The 16687-nt window shown below is 67.1% G+C and carries 21 protein-coding genes; 3 read left to right on the top strand and 18 right to left on the bottom strand.

What is annotated here, in order from left to right; translation table 11 throughout:
* Positions 1 to 13: 13 nt before the first annotated feature.
* The 3 genes from ACSVC7_RS16835 to ACSVC7_RS16825 are packed head-to-tail and all read right to left on the bottom strand — an operon-like array spanning position 14 to position 3436.
* The gene (locus tag ACSVC7_RS16835) at positions 14 to 922 is read right to left on the bottom strand and encodes a hypothetical protein (RefSeq protein ID WP_448205348.1); all 909 of its coding nucleotides are present in this window, start codon (positions 920 to 922) and stop codon (positions 14 to 16) included.
* Between the two features lie 37 nt (positions 923 to 959).
* Positions 960 to 1949, bottom strand: a complete 990-nt coding sequence (locus ACSVC7_RS16830; RefSeq protein ID WP_448205347.1) for a DNA cytosine methyltransferase — start codon at positions 1947 to 1949, stop codon at positions 960 to 962.
* On the bottom strand, positions 1862 to 3436 hold the full coding sequence (locus ACSVC7_RS16825) for a DNA cytosine methyltransferase (RefSeq protein ID WP_483508435.1): 1575 nt from the start codon (positions 3434 to 3436) through the stop codon (positions 1862 to 1864). Before ACSVC7_RS16825 ends, ACSVC7_RS16830 begins: the two co-directional genes overlap by 88 nt.
* 486 nt (positions 3437 to 3922) lie before the next feature.
* On the opposite strand from ACSVC7_RS16825, the gene ACSVC7_RS16820 reads away from it, so the two are divergent.
* On the top strand, positions 3923 to 4129 hold the full coding sequence (locus ACSVC7_RS16820) for a hypothetical protein (RefSeq protein WP_448205345.1): 207 nt from the start codon (positions 3923 to 3925) through the stop codon (positions 4127 to 4129).
* Entirely contained in the window at positions 4117 to 4386 is a 270-nt protein-coding gene (locus ACSVC7_RS16815; protein ID WP_448205344.1) for a hypothetical protein, read from the top strand. Before ACSVC7_RS16820 ends, ACSVC7_RS16815 begins: the two co-directional genes overlap by 13 nt.
* 9 nt (positions 4387 to 4395) lie before the next feature.
* Here the strand turns inward: ACSVC7_RS16815 and ACSVC7_RS16810 are convergent, their stop codons facing one another.
* The 6 genes from ACSVC7_RS16810 to ACSVC7_RS16785 form a co-directional block, all read right to left on the bottom strand.
* Entirely contained in the window at positions 4396 to 5607 is a 1212-nt protein-coding gene (locus ACSVC7_RS16810) for a DNA methyltransferase (protein ID WP_448205343.1), read from the bottom strand.
* 61 nt (positions 5608 to 5668) lie between these two features.
* Positions 5669 to 6160, bottom strand: a complete 492-nt coding sequence (locus tag ACSVC7_RS16805; protein WP_448205342.1) for a hypothetical protein — start codon at positions 6158 to 6160, stop codon at positions 5669 to 5671.
* A 127-nt stretch (positions 6161 to 6287) separates the two neighbouring features.
* Positions 6288 to 6710 carry a hypothetical protein gene (locus ACSVC7_RS16800; protein ID WP_448205341.1) on the bottom strand — a complete coding sequence of 141 codons (423 nt, stop codon included), beginning with the start codon at positions 6708 to 6710 and terminating at the stop codon, positions 6288 to 6290.
* 76 nt (positions 6711 to 6786) lie between these two features.
* Complete coding sequence (locus ACSVC7_RS16795; RefSeq protein WP_448205340.1) at positions 6787 to 7065, bottom strand: hypothetical protein; 279 nt, start codon at positions 7063 to 7065, stop codon at positions 6787 to 6789.
* A gap of 98 nt (positions 7066 to 7163) precedes the next feature.
* A complete protein-coding gene (locus tag ACSVC7_RS16790) occupies positions 7164 to 7556 on the bottom strand; it encodes a DUF4314 domain-containing protein (protein ID WP_448205339.1) in 393 nt (130 codons plus the stop codon).
* The gene (locus ACSVC7_RS16785) at positions 7556 to 8485 is read right to left on the bottom strand and encodes a hypothetical protein (RefSeq protein ID WP_448205338.1); all 930 of its coding nucleotides are present in this window, start codon (positions 8483 to 8485) and stop codon (positions 7556 to 7558) included. Before ACSVC7_RS16785 ends, ACSVC7_RS16790 begins: the two co-directional genes overlap by 1 nt.
* Before the next feature lie 344 nt (positions 8486 to 8829).
* On the opposite strand from ACSVC7_RS16785, the gene ACSVC7_RS16780 reads away from it, so the two are divergent.
* Positions 8830 to 10590 carry a hypothetical protein gene (locus ACSVC7_RS16780; protein WP_448205337.1) on the top strand — a complete coding sequence of 587 codons (1761 nt, stop codon included), beginning with the start codon at positions 8830 to 8832 and terminating at the stop codon, positions 10588 to 10590.
* Positions 10591 to 10624: 34 nt separating this feature from the next.
* Here the strand turns inward: ACSVC7_RS16780 and ACSVC7_RS16775 are convergent, their stop codons facing one another.
* The 9 genes from ACSVC7_RS16775 to ACSVC7_RS16735 form a co-directional block, all read right to left on the bottom strand.
* On the bottom strand, positions 10625 to 11413 hold the full coding sequence (locus ACSVC7_RS16775; RefSeq protein ID WP_448205336.1) for a hypothetical protein: 789 nt from the start codon (positions 11411 to 11413) through the stop codon (positions 10625 to 10627).
* A 43-nt stretch (positions 11414 to 11456) separates the two neighbouring features.
* The gene (locus tag ACSVC7_RS16770) at positions 11457 to 11996 is read right to left on the bottom strand and encodes a ribbon-helix-helix domain-containing protein (RefSeq protein ID WP_448205335.1); all 540 of its coding nucleotides are present in this window, start codon (positions 11994 to 11996) and stop codon (positions 11457 to 11459) included.
* Positions 11997 to 12145: 149 nt separating this feature from the next.
* Complete coding sequence (locus ACSVC7_RS16765; RefSeq protein ID WP_448205334.1) at positions 12146 to 12544, bottom strand: hypothetical protein; 399 nt, start codon at positions 12542 to 12544, stop codon at positions 12146 to 12148.
* Positions 12545 to 12644: 100 nt separating this feature from the next.
* On the bottom strand, positions 12645 to 13205 hold the full coding sequence (locus ACSVC7_RS16760) for a hypothetical protein (RefSeq protein WP_448205333.1): 561 nt from the start codon (positions 13203 to 13205) through the stop codon (positions 12645 to 12647).
* Positions 13202 to 13471, bottom strand: coding sequence for a hypothetical protein (locus ACSVC7_RS16755; protein WP_448205332.1), 270 nt, complete (start codon positions 13469 to 13471; stop codon positions 13202 to 13204). Before ACSVC7_RS16755 ends, ACSVC7_RS16760 begins: the two co-directional genes overlap by 4 nt.
* Before the next feature lie 4 nt (positions 13472 to 13475).
* Positions 13476 to 13964, bottom strand: a complete 489-nt coding sequence (locus tag ACSVC7_RS16750; RefSeq protein ID WP_448205331.1) for a hypothetical protein — start codon at positions 13962 to 13964, stop codon at positions 13476 to 13478.
* Positions 13965 to 14315: 351 nt separating this feature from the next.
* Positions 14316 to 14546 carry a hypothetical protein gene (locus ACSVC7_RS16745; protein WP_448205330.1) on the bottom strand — a complete coding sequence of 77 codons (231 nt, stop codon included), beginning with the start codon at positions 14544 to 14546 and terminating at the stop codon, positions 14316 to 14318.
* Entirely contained in the window at positions 14543 to 16438 is a 1896-nt protein-coding gene (locus ACSVC7_RS16740) for a helix-turn-helix domain-containing protein (protein ID WP_448205329.1), read from the bottom strand. Before ACSVC7_RS16740 ends, ACSVC7_RS16745 begins: the two co-directional genes overlap by 4 nt.
* Positions 16428 to 16670 carry a hypothetical protein gene (locus tag ACSVC7_RS16735; protein ID WP_448205328.1) on the bottom strand — a complete coding sequence of 81 codons (243 nt, stop codon included), beginning with the start codon at positions 16668 to 16670 and terminating at the stop codon, positions 16428 to 16430. Before ACSVC7_RS16735 ends, ACSVC7_RS16740 begins: the two co-directional genes overlap by 11 nt.
* Between the last annotated feature and the right edge of the window lie 17 nt (positions 16671 to 16687).

The following is a 16687-nucleotide window of genomic DNA, read 5'->3' as shown; positions in this document are numbered from 1 at the left end:
TGGAGTGTCGTCGTTAAGCCACCATCACGGCTCCCGCCGCTTCCCTCTGCGCGAGCCCGTCCAGGGCATGGTGCACGTTGCAGCGGGCGATCAGATAGGCCATCCGCTGCGGCACCGAGTTGCCGATCAGGCGCATCGCCTCGGTCTTGGTGAGGGGACGGCGCTTGCCGTCCACCTCGATCTCCACCGGGAGCTTCAATTCGTGGGCCGCCGCCGCCTCGGCAGCGGTCAACATGCGCATGCCGATGTCGACGACGAGCCAGGTCGTGCCACCGATCGTGAGCGTCACGAGATCCCCGCCGGACCAGCATCCGTAGCGGCGCAGGAACACGGCGATCTCCCGAGCGCGGGCGAGCTGCTCGGTGGACAGCGTGGGATCGTCGGCCGCAGCGGAGCCGCCGGGGGCCGCGGCCTCCGCGCGCCGCTCTTCCCCGGCTGGGCATTCCGCCAGGAAGGCGGCGGTCACGCCGGAGTGCCCACCGCCCCGGTTGCCCCCGGTGCACAGGGTCGCCACGGGCTCGGTGATCCGCTGCCCGTCCAGCGAGGATCCGCGAAACTCAGTGATGTAGGCCGCGGCCACCTGCTGCTGGGTGCCGAGCGTCGTCAGGGTCGAGGTCGGCTCCAGCGGGTGGTGGCCGATGACGCCCGTGTTGTGCTGGACCATCCAGGCCGCGACGACGGCGTGGTGGTCCTTCTGCGTCTGCGTGCCGAGCGGCTGCGACGCGGCCTGACCGACGGAACCGGTCTGGTGCTCCTCGATAAAGGCGGCCGCGGCGGGATAGGGCGCAACGCGCGCGGCGGCAACGGCGAGTTCCCCGCCCTTGGCCGTGGTGATGGTGGGGAGCGGCAGGCGTCCGTCGTGCGGCACCCGGTCCCCGGCGGAATGGCAGACCGGCACGATGGTCGGGCCGACGACGGCCATTTCGCCCCGGTGCGCGCTGGTGATGGTCGGAATCGGATCAGCGACGGAGTGCTCGCGGCCGCCGTGCGTCAGGTGGATCAGGAACGGGGAGGGCGTGATTGAGGACGAAGCGGCGCAGGCCCACCGCGATCCGCTTCTGCGTCGCCTCGGCCAGCGGCTTCGGGCGGTCGAAGATCGACGGCAGGGGAAGCGTCCAGTCGACGATCTCCGCCGCACCGCGCCACGCCGGCATGCCGCGCGCCGGCGCCTCGGCCTGGGGCGCGTGGGTCACCTCCGGCCAGCGGATGGGCAGGCCATCCCGGCGCGCCACCGCGAAGAAGCGGCGGCGGCTGGTCGGAACGCCGTGTTCGGCGCAGCACAGATCGCGGTCCTCGTACTCGTACCCGAGGGCGCGCAGGTGTTCGACCCAGCGGCGGAAGGTCTGCCCGGTCCGCTTGGGATCACGCACCAGCATCTGGTCCTGAACGGGCACACGCTCGCCAGGGGCGGCCACGGTCTTGTCCCGCTTGATCACGCGCCCCGTGGCCGGGTCCCGCTTCGCGACGAGCCTTCCCCAACCCCTGATTTCTCTGACATTTTCGACAAATATGATGGAAGGATTGGTTTTGGCCGCCCAGCGGCAGACCTGCCAGGGAAGCGAGCGAACGCGCGCGCTGAGAGGGGCACCACCTTTGGCGGAGCTGTGGTCCCTGCAATCAGGGCTTGCCCATAGCACATGAACTTCCCGCCCTGAAACACATGCTACGGGATCCGCGTCGAAGATGTCACCCTGGAAGTGACGGGTGTGTGGGTTCAGCGCGCGATGCGCGGCGATGGCTACCTTATCGTGGTTGACCGCGACGTGCACCGGCAGCCCGGCGCGCTCCAGGCCTTGGCAGGCCCCGCCTAGTCCCGCGAAAAGCACGACATTTATTCGCCCGTCGAGCGGCCACGATTCGGTCACTTGGGCGCGGCGCCGGATCGGTGCGGCCCGACGGCGCCGGGCGGGCTTTTGCGCGGTGACGGCGAAGGGCAGGACGCTCTGCATGGGCGGGCACTCCGGGCAAGCGGTTGGTGTGAGGCTGGGACGGCGGGGGGGAAGAGGCCGGGGCAGGCCTCCGCGCCGTTCAGAAGAGGGGGAGTTGCACGGGCGCGGCGCGCCATGACGGTCTGCGCGACGGCCGGCGGCGGGAGTTGGACCTGGGGCACGGGCCGGGCGGTGACCGCGACGCGCGCCGTCGACCGGTGGAGCGTGCGCCCCTTCAGCGCGCTGCCGAGGCGGCGACCGACGGCCACGAACGGCGTGAACGCAATCCCTTGCCCGAGCAGCTTGTGGCCGAACGTGTGCCCGAGCCCTTCCACCAGGGCCTCCGGCACCCGCTTGATCCGGGCATGCTCTTTCACCGTGAGCAGACGGGAGCGGGTCGGGTCCTCGGCGGATTGGATGTGGGGCTCGGTCGTGCGGTCACGGGCATACCCGGCCCCGATGGTCCCGACGACGCGGTCCGTCGACCGTACGAGCTGCAGCTTGAAGTTCTGGCCCTTGTCCGCGCCGCGCTCCTGCTTCGCCACGTGATGCGCATGGGAGCGCCACCGCGGGTCGGACGCCGGGATGTCCTCCAGCACCGCGGCGAGCGGCGCAGGCGGGATGTTCGGGGCGAGCCCGGTGAGGTCGATGGGCGCTCCGGTGTTGGCCACCATCACCATTCGTTCCCGCCGCTCGTTGCAGCCGAAGTCGGTGGCTTCGAGGGTGGTCTCGGTGACGGAGAATTGCAGCTTGCCAAGGACCACTTTCAAACAGGCGTAGGCGGCGGAGTTCAGGAACTGCGTCACATTCTCCAGCACCACCACGGCCGGGTTCATCGCCACGACGAAGCGGATGAGGTCCACGAACAGGGATCCGGCCTCATGCCCCTCCGGGTGCGTCAGCCCCCGGTCCTGGCTGCGCTGCTTGGCCCGCCCCGCCCGACTGTGGCTGACACAAGGCAACCCCGCGACAATGGCGTCGACCCGCGGCAGAAGCGCCGGGTCGACCTGGGCCATGTCCGCCGCCACGGAGATTGTGTCCGGGCGCCACACCGGGTTGCGCGTCGCCGCGTGCTCCAGGGCGTCGCCGTCGATGTCCACCGCCCAGCGCAGGTGCGTCTTGATGCCGGCAGCGTGCAGGCCCTCGGCGATCGCGGCGTCGAGCACCCCCATGCCGAAGGACAGCGCGCCGACGTCCAGCGGATCACCGTTGGCGAGTTTGCGGGCAAGCCGGGCGGCGCGCTCGGCCGCGGCACCATCGCGGGGCCGGACCGAGACGGTGATGCGGCCGGGTTGGAACACGACCTGCACCTGGGTTCCTGCCGGGAACACCGCGCCGACCTGCTGACCAACCACGTCGATCACCGGGCGGCCGTCAGGCTTGCCCGACACCTTGCGCGCGCCGGTCTCGGTGATGTCGATCACGATCTGCTGGCCCGCCGGGTCGGTGGTGAGGTCGAAGCGGCTGCCCCGCACAGCGCCGATGTCGGCGAGCCTCTTACCGTCCACCCAAAGTCGCGGACGCCCCCGGTTCTCCGAGATGGTGAGATGAGCGATGTGCCGGATGTTGTCCACGACGCGCCTCTTGTGCTGATCGATGTATTCGACATCGGCAGCGTAGCATTGTGTGTCGGACCATAAAGCGAGAAAGCGGCCCCGCTTATCGTTTGTGGATGGGATTATTGCCATCCATTTCGGACAACGGAAAACAACAGGATACGAAGCGGACCGCTGGGCAACGGAAGACGCGAGGATACTGGCGCCTTGCCGCGAAACCGACGCCTCCGCTGCCTGAACGTTCCGACCGGCTCATCCGGAGCCTGCCGCTTTCCTGTTGCGCGGACGCGAACAAGAGGTGAACATGCAGCGACGCCGCCGCGAATACGATCCACGGAGAACACAGATGTCCGACGCGCCCACCGCCCCGAAGTGGATCACGCCCTCCTGGCCGGACCACCCCCCACACCCGCCGCGCGCCGCTGGCCAGCACCAGCCTTGAGGACGGTGCCCGCCGAGGAGTTCGCCGCCGATCTGCCCGGCTGGATGGCGCGCATCAACGCCTCCAACGACGGCGTGATCGTGGTGGCCCCCGACGGCAGCCAGGTCGTCGTGATCCCCGACGCGTGGTGGCTGCCGGCAGCGGAGGAGCCGCCGCCGGAGCCCCCGCCCCCGCCGGAGGGCCAGCCCGAATGGGACGAGTGAGGTCGCTGGAGGGCGCCGCGACGCTGGCGCATCTGCGCGACGCTCACCACGGTCTCCCGGTGCTGTTCCACTGCATCGCCTGCGGCCGTGCGGCGTCGCTGTCCGTCGAGGACCTGATCCGCCGCTTCGGGCCGGACATGCCGGTTCCGGCGATCATCGGGCGCTGCACGGGCTGCGGCACGCGGGTGTACGCGCGCCCGGATTGGGGCGCGCAGCGCGACGTGCCGGGCAATCCGGGGCGGGGGCCGAAGGCGTGACGGCGCGCGCTACGCCGCCACGCTGAGCGCCCCCGGATCGAACCGGCCGACCGCGCCACGCAGGTAAGTCAGGCTCTTCTCGACGGCGATCCAGCGCCGGCCGAGGCGCTCCGCCACAGCCGCCGTGACCCCGCTCCCGCTGAACGGATCACACACCACGTCACCGGGGTCGGTGGTCAGCTTGACGAAGGGCTCGACGATGGCCGCGGGGAACCGGGCGGGGTGAATCGGCAGGTTCTGGTCGCGGCAGTACCGGTGGTACGCCGAGTTGGACGCGGTGTTCGGCGCGATCACGATGTTGGGCATGATGCTGCCGCCGTGGTCGGCGCCGAAGGCCCCGGCCGCCAGCACGTGGCCGGAGGGCCGCGACGCGCCCTTTTCGCCGCCCTGCGCCAAGCGCTTGACCATCGCCTCGCTGTAGGGCTGGAGGCAGCGCCGGTTGTCGGCCTTGGGGTTGGCCGACGGCGACAGCCACCACAGGGTTTCGACCTTCTGGCTCAACCGGACCCGCTTAACCGTAACCCACTGCGCCGGCGAAGGCAGCGCCGCCGGGTTGTGCCACTGGCAACGCTGGGCCAAGTGGAACCCGAGATCGTCCACGAGCTTCAGGATCAGGCGCTCCTGGTACACGCTGAGGGTCGGGCTGCCCGACTGCCAAGCATCGCCCAGGTTCAAGATCAGGGAGCCGTCCGGGGCCAAGCTGCGCTTGAATTCCCGCGCGAGGCCGGTCAGCCAGTCCAGGTAAGAGCCGACGTCGGTGGTGTCTTGGTAGTCTTTGCCACGCAGGATCGGATACGGCGGGGACGTGAAGATCAGGCCCAGCGAGCCATCGGCGATGTGCCCGAAGGCGCTCTCGGCCTCCGCCCACAAGGCAGCACCGTTGGCCGTTTCGAACACGGTGATCACCACGCCCGGCATGGCGCAGCACAGGTCCCGCTTCCCCTTGGGCGTCAGGCGCCACAGGTTGCGCACCGAGCCGTCCACCAGTCCGGTGAGGACGGCCTTCTGGCGCGCCCATCGCACGTCCCGGTCCAGCGCGCGGTAGGTGCCGGAGGCAAGCTCCACCGTCTCCCGGCGGCGCTCTTCCGGCAGGTTCAGGCGGTCGGCGACAGCCGCCACCGCATCCGCCGCCGCCAGCCCCTTCGGGGCGTCCTCCAGGACGTGCAGCAGCGGCAGGAAAAGCTCGCCCTGGCCGATGTGTTTCGTGATGGGGGTGGACACAGGCAGCACTCCTCAACAGGCAGCAGGGGACCGCGCGCGATGGCGCTGGGGCGGTTGGAGGTCAGGGAGTCGTGGTCGGCACCGGCAGGAACTCGACCCGATAGGCGAGGTTCAGCAGGGCGCCCGCGCCGTCGCCCTCGTCGTCGGCGGTGTCCGCAAGGCGCCGCGAACCCTGGAGGTCCGCGCCTTCGTTGATGCCGTATTCCAGGCATTCAGCGACCCAATCCGGCGCGTGTCCTCGGGCAAGCCGCCACCCGGTGCTGCTCACCCCGCCCACCTGGAGCATGTCGGGCAGGCCGATCATCGGCACCCGCGCCACTTGGCCGGTGCGCGGCCCGTCGATCCATTCGACGCGCAGGACGGGCTGCACGAGGTCAAGCACGCCCGGCAGGGGGCCTTCGTCGAAGTCGGAAACCGGACCTTCAACGGTGCCATCGAAGGTCATGTCGGTCGCCGCCGCGCACAGGCCGTCCCGCCACACGCCATCGAGAAAGAAAACATGATAGCCGTCGCTGGTAGTAAAACGGCGCAGAGTGTCCGGCGTCGTGACCATGTAACTCTCCAGATGGCGAAGTTCTATGGACAGGCTACGCGATGCTGGCACTTGCACAATGACCAATATCCACCACGCCAACGTTTACGGATGCGACAAGAACCAGAGAATAAATACACAACAGACATCACAACAGGCAAAGATCAGCGCCATTGTCATGCGGCGACAGGGCGTCCCAGGCGTTCTCGGTGGAACCCTCCAGGGATCGAGCGATCTCGACGCCGGATTTGAAAACGACACGCGTCCGGCAGCCTTCGGTCGGGACGTGCAGCGCGACCACTTCGATGTCCGGCCGGCGTCGCGAGGCCACCTCGGCAATCTGGAATGCGTCGTCGTCGTGGACCGCCCGGAGGGCGACACGAAGATGCCCCGGTCCGCTGGCGACGTGCATCCCATCAACGATGCCGTACGGGGGGAACGGGCCTCCGGCGAGCTTCACCAAGTCGATTTCGTTCCCCCACCGCCCGCCGGGCAGCGCGATGTCACCCATGGCCGGGACCAGAGCCGCCGGACCGCGGAACTCGATGTAGGTGTGCGCGATGTTGGGCATGAACCACCTCCTGATGCGGGGCCGTCCGTTTGGGATGCGTTCCAGCGGCTCCGGCGTTGCACGAAGACCGGGGCGCTCAAGCGCAAGCCGGCTGAGGCTTCTGCCACGGATGGTCGGGGGGAAGCGCCCGTGCCAGCGGCACGGCGAAGATGTCCTCCCGCCCCATGACTGTGCGCCAGTGAGCCAGGACGCTGGCGGTTTCGGACCGAGAGCCGGTCGATGCCTGGGCGGGATCGGCGGTCGCGCTCAGGGTGCGTTCGACGGTGACGCCGCTGGCGTACAAGCGGGCAGGTCCAGGGCGGCCGATCGCAATGACGAAGAGTCCGGCCAGGCGGGGTTTGCGGGGTTTGTGCATGTCGAACCTCCATCCCGCCGGCGATGGGGCCGGCGGCGATTGATCTTTGGTGGGGAGCGGGGGAGGGAGCGCGTCCTTGGCCGACACGCTCCGTGGCGCTAGTCGAGGATCTCGTACCGGTCTTCCGGCAGGGCCAGCATCAGCGTCCGGCCGTTGTCCCAGTCGACGCCGATCTGGACGTGCCCCGGCGGGCCGTATTTGAACATGCTGACGGACCGAACGGTGCCGGTGGCGCCGGCCTCGATAGGGCAGGGGTCCGGGCCCATGCGGACCAGACGGATGCGCTGACCGACCTCGGGAAGCCGCTGAGCCTCTTGCTCCCCCTCGGCGCGACGGAGGTGGTGCGCACGGGAATCGCCGGTCACCCCGTTGTCAAAGCGCACGGTGTACGGATTGCCGCGGTCGGGGTCGATGGCGTCGACGGCGCCGACGTGATCGGGGCTGGCAAACTTCTGCCAGACGCGATCACCGATTTTGAAGCCGCTGGTCATCACGCGCGCTCCGTGGCGAAATCCCGATCCTCAGCGGTTCGGTCGGCACAGGAGGGGCACTCGCCGTCGTAGCTGTCACCGCCAGCCGCACCGCGGCCGCCGCAGGTTCGGCAAACGTCGTCGCCCTCCTCGGCCTCGCTCTCCTTCACCTCGATTTCGTGGGCCACCCACGGCCAGTACCCGAGATTGGTGTCATCATTCGCGACCTCGCAGCGCCAGTCCGACCGCGGGTAGTCGGGGTGCTCGCCCCAGACCCCACGCTCGCCGCCGAACTCCTCGATCAGCGCCTGGATGGGGTCGGCCGCCGGCGCGGCCGGTTCGGCGCCCGTGGGCGCGGCGGACGGCACACGCCGGCCGGCGAGGGCCTCGCGCGTGATCGCGGCGATGTCGACGCCCGCCGCCTCGCCGTTTTCCTCGGCCACGATCTCATCGAGCCAGTCGGCAAAGTCGCCGGTGGAGATCTTCCCGACAACCACCAGATCGTCAAGGAAGTCGGTGAGTACCGCGATCTGGCTGGCCTCGTTCCAACCCTGCCGGCCGGCGACGTCCTTCAGAAGCTGCTCGATGTCGATGCTCCGGGCGGTCCGCGTGGCAGCCGCGGCCACGGCCGTGCGGCGGGCCGCCACGGTGGCGTCGGTCAGGTCCTCCAGGCACCGGATGCCGAAGAAGTCGCACAGGTCCGCCTCGTCCACCTCCACCTCGAACGGCCCGTCGTGGGACCTGCCGACGTCCGTATCCTCGGCCAGATGGTCGTTGTCGGGGCTGGCCGGCAACGCCTTGATGTCGGCGGCGGTGAGGCGAAGCACCTTGTCGGTCACGTCGATGATGTCCCGCCCAAGCTCATGGGCGTTGTCCCCGATCCAGACCTGCCGGACGAAAGTAGCGGTCAGGCGAGACGCCGCCGAAGCGAAAGAATTCGCGTCAACCATTCTAGCCTCTTGCTTTGATGAGCGCGGTTGCGCTGTGGAACTGAGCGCTATCGTCTCGCAGTGATCCACGATCAACAACAAGAATGACGCCAGACGAGAACGTTTAATTAGACGATTAATCGCGTTTAACGTGGAGCCGCAGCACCGGAACTGCCGCAGACCGCACTAAATTAAATCCCAACCAGACACGAACATGTCCAACAGGGCGGCGCGCGGCCTAACCAGGGCCTGACCACGGAAAGCCGCGCGATCATTTGCATGCTAAATTCACCCTTTCGCCGCATTGCGCTGAATTTGAACCAGGTGTGGAATGACACGACCATCCTTGAGCCCGGACCCCGGCCATGATTCCGCCCTTCCTGTCCCGATCCGACGTCGAAGAAGCCAAGCAGTCCATCTGCATTGAAGACGATGACCTGCCGGCAGAGGCTATGACCTACGCTCTGCTCGCCCGCGCCCTCGACTACATGGCAGCGAGTTATGGTGAGGGCGCGGCTGAGCTGCCGACAGGTGAGCGGCGGTACGTCATGGAGGACACGGGCCTCGCACGCTGGCACCAAATGCTCGGCGAGTTCGTGCTGGCCGCTGACTCTCCAGACGCCGAAGCCACTCGCGAAGACTTCGCTGTCCCGCTCGCGCTCGCCCAGGAAAGCGCCGCGTTTCAGCGGGTCGCGGATGCTTACATGCTCATTCGACAGGAGCATAAGCTTCCCCCCACCACCGCCGCAGCGGTCGTGGTGCTGGGCACACTCAACTTCGCTCAGCAACAGGGCATGTCGGATCGCGAATCCGCCCTCCTGCTCGCCATGCTGTGGGCCTACACGCAGGCGCAGCAGAAGGACCACGGCCAGCCCGCGGCCGCACCCGACATGGAAGCGTTTGATGACGCGATGGCCGCTCTCGGCGAGGAGCCTGGCGAGAACCCCGCCCCGATCCCAACCGAGCGGAGCCGATACCCGAGCCTGACCATGGTGCTCGACCGCTATGCGGCCGCTGGTGACAGACCATCGACTCCCTCGACCGTTGGCGCTCGCAAGCTCAACCCGCCAACGCTGCCGCTGTCGAACGTGGCGAGCCTCATCGGCACTGGATACGGCCACGCCGGACACGCCATCCGGAACCTCGCCGACCGGGCGCGGGCACTCAACGCCCTGGTCGGGCAAATCCTGAAGTTTGAAAAGACCGCCACCGTCGGAATTTTCCGCAACATCGACGACAGCGTTTGGCTGCTGGTGGATTTCCTCAACGACGACACGTGCCGCGAACCGGAGGACTTCCGCTCGGCCAAAGCCCGCAAGGCGGCGATGCGGATCTGCAAGGAATACGGGGATGTCGTCGGTTGCATGCTTGACCTGGTTGCGACGGTCGCCGGCGAGGAATTCCACGACCTCCTGATCTGGGGACCGGGAGGCGCCCTTTCGGTTTGTTATGCTGACTATGATTTCCCGGAGCAGCTCGCCGCGGAGATGCGGGGGAACGAGGCGCCGCTGCTGGTGGTCGGCGATGCTACGGCGAACACGCTGATCGAACTGCGCAACTGGATGCAAGTCGTTCGGGCCGAAGCTGAAGCCAAAGCGGAGAAGGACCTCCGCGACATTGGCGAGGAAAGGACCAGCGGCCCATGCTTTCTCCCCCTGCCGCCGAAAATGGCGGAGGAGATGGGGTGGTCGGGCCTGACCGAGTTGCGCGCCCAAGCGGCGATCATTCGTGAAGCCGAAGGTGGCGATGTGGTCGTTGTTCAGCGGGGTGAAGCTGGATTGACCGTATCGGTCGGCATACACGCGACACTTCGCCCCGGATCGGCGTTCCAGACCGTTGCCGGACTGCGAGCAGCCCTCGCCATCACCAGCCAGCACGGCGAACTGATCGGCGCCTTGTTGGCCATCGCCGAAGACCACGCCGAGCAACCGGGCCTAGACGCTCTGGTCCTGCACTCCGCATTCGAAGCCGGGGTGGCGATCGAGGACTGCGAGAATCCCGCGGAGATGGCGTACAGCCTGTCGCTGGGGGCCGTCGCCGTCTTCGGCCCCGCCACATCCAGCCTTGATCTGCATATGGTGGCTGAACGCTCGATCGCCGCTTTCCATCAGGCGGTTGGCGCCTGACGGCGGACGACGATCCGCCGGCGCCCAGCGCCGGTCATCCCGCTGGATGGCAGTAGGCGACGCCTGGCTGCGCCGCGCACCAGCGCTCAAGACGCCGTTCCCGCGCGCGCTGGAAGCGATCCTCGAACCGAGACCAAAACTGGCGGGCGAACCGCCAAACCTCCTGGTCGTTCGCCATTACGAAGCGCCAGACGGACCGTCCGAGCGGATCGCGCTCGTCGTGGAGGCGCCGGCACAGGGCGCGATACTCGGCGGACTGGAACCGCGGCTCGACCGCCCCGGCCTCCAGGTAGCGCCGCAGCAGATCGACGGCCTCCGGCGGCAGGGCGGTGCGGCATGCCCGCCGGAGGATGATCCGCCGCCGCAGGCGGTCCTCCTGAGCGTCAGCGCGCGTCCACAGCGGGCCGCTGCCCGTGACCTCGAACAGATGGCTCCAGTACCGCCGCGCACGCGCGACGCACACGGCGTCGGCCAGGTGCTGGCACAGCACCACCGACTGCTCCTGGAGCCGGTGCGCGATCATTCCCCACGCGTACTCGGACCACTGGGCATCCACCGCCGTCTGGCCGGCGAGCGCCCCGACGGCGGCGGGCCAGACTTCCCTCGGCTCCAACCAACCGAACAAGCCCGTCCGCTCCACGGCAACGAACCAGCCGGCTCCGCGACCACGCTGCCGGCGGAAGCCGACGATGCGCTCGACCTGGCCGAAGGCGTCCACCATCCAAAGCCCGAGCAAGGCGAACAGGGCCGCGCTCTCGCGCTCGGCGAGAGGGAGTTCGGCGGGGATCACCGGAGCGTCCAGGGCGAGCATCACCATCGTCATGCCATGGCTGGTGAGTCCACAACCCGCAGCGCCATCGCCACCGTCACGCGGCGTCGGACTGGGCGCGCACGGCCGTGGTCCGGCGGCGACGGATCGTGGCGGCGGGCATCACCATGGACGGCGTCCACAACGGCCCCTTGCGCGGCGGCGCGGTCGAGGTCTGGACAGTCACCGGAGGTTCGCCTAACGAGCCCCCCCGACCACCATCCTGGCCGTCCGGCACGCCGGTCGTGTCGGCCAGGGAGTTGTTCTGGGCCACTTCGGACGCGCTCGCGGCCTCTGCGGTTGATGCCCCGGCAGCCTGCTGCTGGAGCCGCTGAGCGGCCTCGATGAAATGCCGCGTCACGTAGGCGCGGATGACGCGGGACAGGTTGTCGGCGTTGCCTCCGGCGCGACGGGCCAAATCAATCTCCGCCACCAGCGCGCTGATCGAGATGCCCTTTTCAGCGGCAATCGCCGCCAAGCCGTCCATGAACACGCGTTCAAGGCGCAACGACGTGACGCGGCCAGGCAGGCGCACCGTCGAAGCTCCGTCGGGGCGGGCGCACGCCGCTGCCAGTGATGCACTCGAAACCGTAGTCATCGCTCACCATCCTTCTGGTCGGTGCGCTCTGAAATAGCGGGGTATAAGCCGTCGGACTGTGACGTTGTTCACATCGCGAACCGGTGACGTGTGGCAGGCGGGGGCGGCGTAACCGGCTCGGATTCTGGGTCGGAGTGCCCTGGGATCGTTCAGGATTCCGGTGCAGAGGGGGGAGCGGCCTTGAGCTGCGGCACAATGGATGCCGTGAAGAGATAAATCTTCCCGTCCTTCAGCCGCTCCAACACGATGGGGTTTTTGCGGCCCGGAGCCAACCCCTTGAGCCGGTACATCACCTTGTCGAGCACGAACTCCCGGTCGAGGTCCTCCAGCGCCAGCCCATAGGATTTGTGAAACTGTTTGAAGGCCTCGGCCTCCTTGCTCGTCCCGGCGACCGCCAGTTCGAGTTTAACAGAGGCGATGACGCCGTCGAAGGTGGCGTTGCCGGCGCGCAAGGTGATGCCGTGCTTCCGGCCGAGATCCGCCAGTGCGGCGTCGATTTCGGGCCTGAGCGCCTTGAGGATGGCGGCGTCGAAGGTCGTGATGGGCATGAGTGTGGCCTCCGCGAAAAGCAAGCGGGGAAGAGGGGCGCTGGAGTGTCGCCGTCAGGCCGGAATGGGGACGGTTGGGAGAACGCTGGCCAGTGGCGCGTCAGCCGTCCTGCCTGTCCAGGAGCGTGTCGAAGAACGTGCCGTCGTTGCCAAGCGCGATCAGTTCGTCGCGCACTCGGTCGTCGGAAACGGCGGTCACCGAGGCGCTGGCGATCTGGCCGATCCAACCGCCGTCGTCGAGTTCACGGCCGATGGCGTCCAGCGGCTTGCCCTCGGGGCTCTCGTCGACGGGATGCAGGATGGTGACGGTGAGGATCGTCTTGGCGATCTTGCCCGGCAGCGATCCGGCGCCGGCGCTGGAAGGCAGGGCCTCCGCACCAGCGAGCGGCACCGCGACGACATTCGTCGGACTGACCGTCACGTCCTGCCAGCGGTAGCCGGCCGGTGGTAGCAGCCACTCGACCTTGGCGCCGATCCGCGCGAGCAGCTCCTTCGCCTCCACCAGCGACGGCGGTTGCTTGGCCGTCGTGGAGCCGGCCTGATACAGCAGGGTGTGCAGCATTTGCGCGACCGGGGTCAGCACCGCGAGCGCGGCGACCACCGCGTCGAAATCCATTTTGGACACGACCTCGTCCGGGCCGGTCTCGGGGACGGTGTTCATGGGTCCAGGTCCTCGCTGAGGTAAGGGCTGATGTGGCGGGCGCCGCAGGCCGGGCAGTCGTCGTCCACCGCGCAGTCCCAGGTGTCGGTCCACTCGGCCCCGCAGTCGCACCGATAGCTGTTGAGGACGCCGGTCGGGTCGTCGCCGCTGCCGTCGAGCGGCATCGCTCCGATCAGGCGCAGCTGCTCGTCCCAGCCGGCCAGGGTGCCGTTCGGAAGGGACACCTTGGCGGCACCCGGAGCGGTGGCGTTCGAAGCGAGGCTCATGGTGTCACTCCTTGGCCGTTGCGTTCGGCAGCGCGGCGGTGGCGCGGTCGAAGAGATCGTCCAGGCCGTGCGCGACCAGGGCCTCGCGCTTCCAGTTGCCCAGCAGCGCCACCAGCAGGTCGAGCGTCTCGCGCATCTGCGGCGCGGCCCGGAGCAGGGCGCGGCCGTCCGGCGCGTCGAACACGGCGCGCTCCGCCTTGGTGAGATAGCGGTTCCCGGACTCGTCCAAAGGGAAGCCGTCCGGATCGATCACCGGGCCATCCTCGGCCACGCGCAGGCTCACGACGCGGTAGTCGTCGGCGGTGTCGGGGGCGGGCTTCCACCCGGCGATCAGGGTGCCGGCGTCGTGCGCCTTCCGCACGGCGGCGCGCACAAGCTCGGCCACCGTGTTCTCGTCGGCGTCGCCGGGCACCGCAATGGCGAGGGTGCTGGAACCGTACGCCTGCATGGACATCCCATACTCGACGACGACATTGATGGTGGTGTCCGGCACGCTCGCCTCCTTGCGTTGCTTGGCTCGCCGCTTGGGCTTGGGAAGGATTGCGCGGAAGGGCCAGAGCAACAACAAGTAAAGAGGTGCCGAAAAGCGTTTAATCTTTTTATCGGAAGTCGCTTTTCATGTCAGTTATTTACGCGCTTCATACGCAACGGACAAAAAACATCCGTTCAGGACAAGAAGTGCGAACCAGGGTGTTCGCAAGGCCGCCCGCGTGCCGCGGTGCCCGGCACGCTGAGCAGGCACAAGAAAAGCCCGGTATTAGGTAGCAGATTCACCAAGCCCGACCATACGCAAACGAAAGGCCCGCCGGGTGAGGGCGGGCCTTGGTGAGCGTGGTGGGTCCGGTCATGCCGGCGGAAGCATCTCATCCATTCTGCGCCGGGCCTCTTCCATCTGTTCGGGCGTCAGCATGGATGCCATGATGTATAGGGCCACGGTGGATCGACTGGCGTTCAGCTTACCGCTTTCCCATTTGGAGACAGTGGCGTTACCAGACTCGCCCTCTCCAGTGGCAAAGAAGGCAAATCCAGCCTGGGTAAGGCCGGTTTTCTTCCTTAGATCGCGCAAGGTGGTCATGCGGTCCACCGACGAACGGTTGCGGGGGTCACATCAAGCTCCTGCGCTATCGCCATCGTTCCCATGCCTTTCCTCTTCAACTCAACTGCGCGGGCCTTTAAGGCTTCCTTGGCCGCCTGTCGACGCTCGAACTCGACGCGGAATCGCGGCAGGAGGTCGTGATAGGCGTTTCCCTTGAACAAGGTGGCGTAGGCGCTAGGGTCTATGGTCGTCGGTTCGCCGGCTTCGTATGCTTCCAGGAACTTGACCATTCGGCCTCGTCCGGCCACCCGTCGCTCCTTTTGCGCCAGGGCGAGACGCTCTGCTAGATCCGAGAACGCTGGGTTCCGACCGAGACGCTTCAACGAGGCTGACAGCGTTTCATCAGGTGGATCGCCATTCTCAACGGCCTCGACGTACGCTTCCATGCGCTGTCGCTTTTCGCCATGGACCTTAATGATGGCTGCGCGCACACGACCGTAAGCCGAGAGCCGAACCTCATTCAGTCGCCCCTCCTTCGCGGAACGAGCGGCTTCAGAAAGCCACGTTCGGTACGGGGACGACGCCGAGAACGCTCGCCCGCCTCGCTCGATAAACTGGGCGACCCTGTCGGCCGTCTTCACAAAGCCATAATCGGCTAGCCCGATCCGGCGTATTTCGACCAGACGCGATAGTCCAGTCTCGGCTGCGACCGCATCGGCTTCCGACCCTCCGACGACCTTCAGCTTGATATGGGGCTGGCCGTAATCCCACCGCTCATCCATTGGCTGCTGAATTTCCAGCACGCTCGACACAATCCGCCACAGAGGGGCCATCTGCCCGCGTCCCAGATCCTCCGCGACCACTTTGGCGACCGGCGGCAGGATTAGGTAACCGCGCTCCTTCCCCGGAGCCTTACGAACAGCCCGGCCGATCTGCTGCGTGATATCAACAACGCTGCGCTTGATCGAGGCGAAGAAAACTCCATCCAGGGAGGGGATGTCGATGCCTTCGGAGAACAGCCTAGCGTTGGTCACGACAACAGGTTTCGTGCCGGCAAGGGCTTCACGCGCCGCCTGAACATCTTCACGCGTTGACCGGCCGTTGGCATGCAGCGCGTGACGGCCGATGTGTTTCAGACGGTCAGAGAACGCCTGAGCCTCTGCAACTGTCGCATGAAACGACATCACTTTGCGCAATCCGTGTTCGTCGATGACACGGCAAAGTGCATCGACGCGCGCAGACAAGGTATCAGCCCCCTCGATCACTGGGATGAGGGCATCGATGTCGCAGATGACGCCATCGGCAAGAGCTTGCGCGAAAGAGTAGGCGAAGGCGACAGGGCCGAAAGCCTCGAAGTCGTCCATGGACAGAATGTCCATGCCTTCGACGCCACCGCGCACTATGCGTGGGGTGGCGGTCATGGAAAGGCGGCGGTCAGCTTGGAGATTGTTGTCGCTTTGCCACCAAGCAAAGAGTTTGTCTGCCGGCCCTGCGGCCTTGTGCGCTTCGTCGGCGACGATCAACGCCGCGTGCCGTCCGGTGCGGCGAAGCGCAGCACCGACATCCGCCTGAGAGGAGTACGTCGAGAAGATCACTCCTGCTGGCGGTAGGGCTTCGAGAACATCAGCGGCGGTTTGGCAGGTGGTAATACCGTCGATCTCCCCAGCCCCTCCGACAATCACGCGCGTCACCGAAGAGCCAAGCAGTTCACGTGCCCTAATTGCAGTCTGAGCCATCAGTTCGATGGTCGGGCACAGCCACACGCTCAGGCCATCCGGAAGAACCTCACGGACCACCTCAAGACCAACCCTGGTCTTTCCGGTGCCACAGGCCATGCGCAACTGCGTCCGGCCACTCCGGTTCAGTTCGTTTAAGGCCGCCGCTACAGCTTCTTTCTGATGCGCCCAAAGCGGGTTCGCATCAGTGTTCACGGCGCGAACCCCGCAGCTCGTCCTCCAGGCTGAAAACGTCGTCGCGCTTCTCCAGTCCCAGATCCTCAATCTGCTCGGCCGACAGTTCGTCGATGCCGTAGAGGTTGATTTCCTTGCCAACGTTGATGGCGTCGACGTAGCGCGCGGCCTCCGCCGCAGTGCCCCAGCCGTACAAGGTCTGGCTGTTGTAGGCGCGGAAAGCGTACCACCGTTCGGTTTGTTGTGTGCTCATGGGGAGCCCCCTTGTGG

It is taken from the genome of Azospirillum mesophilum (assembly GCF_053470405.2).
Note: the sequence above shows the minus strand (reverse complement) of the source record. Positions and strands in the feature narration are given on the sequence as shown.

Bases quoted from the DNA above. Each gene is read 5' to 3' on its own strand.
- ACSVC7_RS16775 (WP_448205336.1), bottom strand. From the start codon at position 11,413: ATGACGATGGTGATGCTCGCCCTGGACGCTCCGGTGATCCCCGCCGAA.
- ACSVC7_RS16830 (WP_448205347.1), bottom strand. From the start codon at position 1,949: ATGCAGAGCGTCCTGCCCTTCGCCGTCACCGCGCAAAAGCCCGCCCGG.
- ACSVC7_RS16815 (WP_448205344.1), top strand. From the start codon at position 4,117: ATGGGACGAGTGAGGTCGCTGGAGGGCGCCGCGACGCTGGCGCATCTG.
- ACSVC7_RS16780 (WP_448205337.1), top strand. From the start codon at position 8,830: ATGATTCCGCCCTTCCTGTCCCGATCCGACGTCGAAGAAGCCAAGCAG.
- ACSVC7_RS16805 (WP_448205342.1), bottom strand. From the start codon at position 6,160: ATGGTCACGACGCCGGACACTCTGCGCCGTTTTACTACCAGCGACGGC.
- ACSVC7_RS16835 (WP_448205348.1), bottom strand. From the start codon at position 922: ATGGCCGTCGTCGGCCCGACCATCGTGCCGGTCTGCCATTCCGCCGGG.
- ACSVC7_RS16735 (WP_448205328.1), bottom strand. From the start codon at position 16,670: ATGAGCACACAACAAACCGAACGGTGGTACGCTTTCCGCGCCTACAAC.
- ACSVC7_RS16760 (WP_448205333.1), bottom strand. From the start codon at position 13,205: ATGAACACCGTCCCCGAGACCGGCCCGGACGAGGTCGTGTCCAAAATG.
- ACSVC7_RS16755 (WP_448205332.1), bottom strand. From the start codon at position 13,471: ATGAGCCTCGCTTCGAACGCCACCGCTCCGGGTGCCGCCAAGGTGTCC.
- ACSVC7_RS16745 (WP_448205330.1), bottom strand. From the start codon at position 14,546: ATGACCACCTTGCGCGATCTAAGGAAGAAAACCGGCCTTACCCAGGCT.
- ACSVC7_RS16785 (WP_448205338.1), bottom strand. From the start codon at position 8,485: ATGGTTGACGCGAATTCTTTCGCTTCGGCGGCGTCTCGCCTGACCGCT.
- ACSVC7_RS16795 (WP_448205340.1), bottom strand. From the start codon at position 7,065: ATGCACAAACCCCGCAAACCCCGCCTGGCCGGACTCTTCGTCATTGCG.
- ACSVC7_RS16790 (WP_448205339.1), bottom strand. From the start codon at position 7,556: ATGACCAGCGGCTTCAAAATCGGTGATCGCGTCTGGCAGAAGTTTGCC.
- ACSVC7_RS16770 (WP_448205335.1), bottom strand. From the start codon at position 11,996: ATGACTACGGTTTCGAGTGCATCACTGGCAGCGGCGTGCGCCCGCCCC.
- ACSVC7_RS16800 (WP_448205341.1), bottom strand. From the start codon at position 6,710: ATGCCCAACATCGCGCACACCTACATCGAGTTCCGCGGTCCGGCGGCT.
- ACSVC7_RS16765 (WP_448205334.1), bottom strand. From the start codon at position 12,544: ATGCCCATCACGACCTTCGACGCCGCCATCCTCAAGGCGCTCAGGCCC.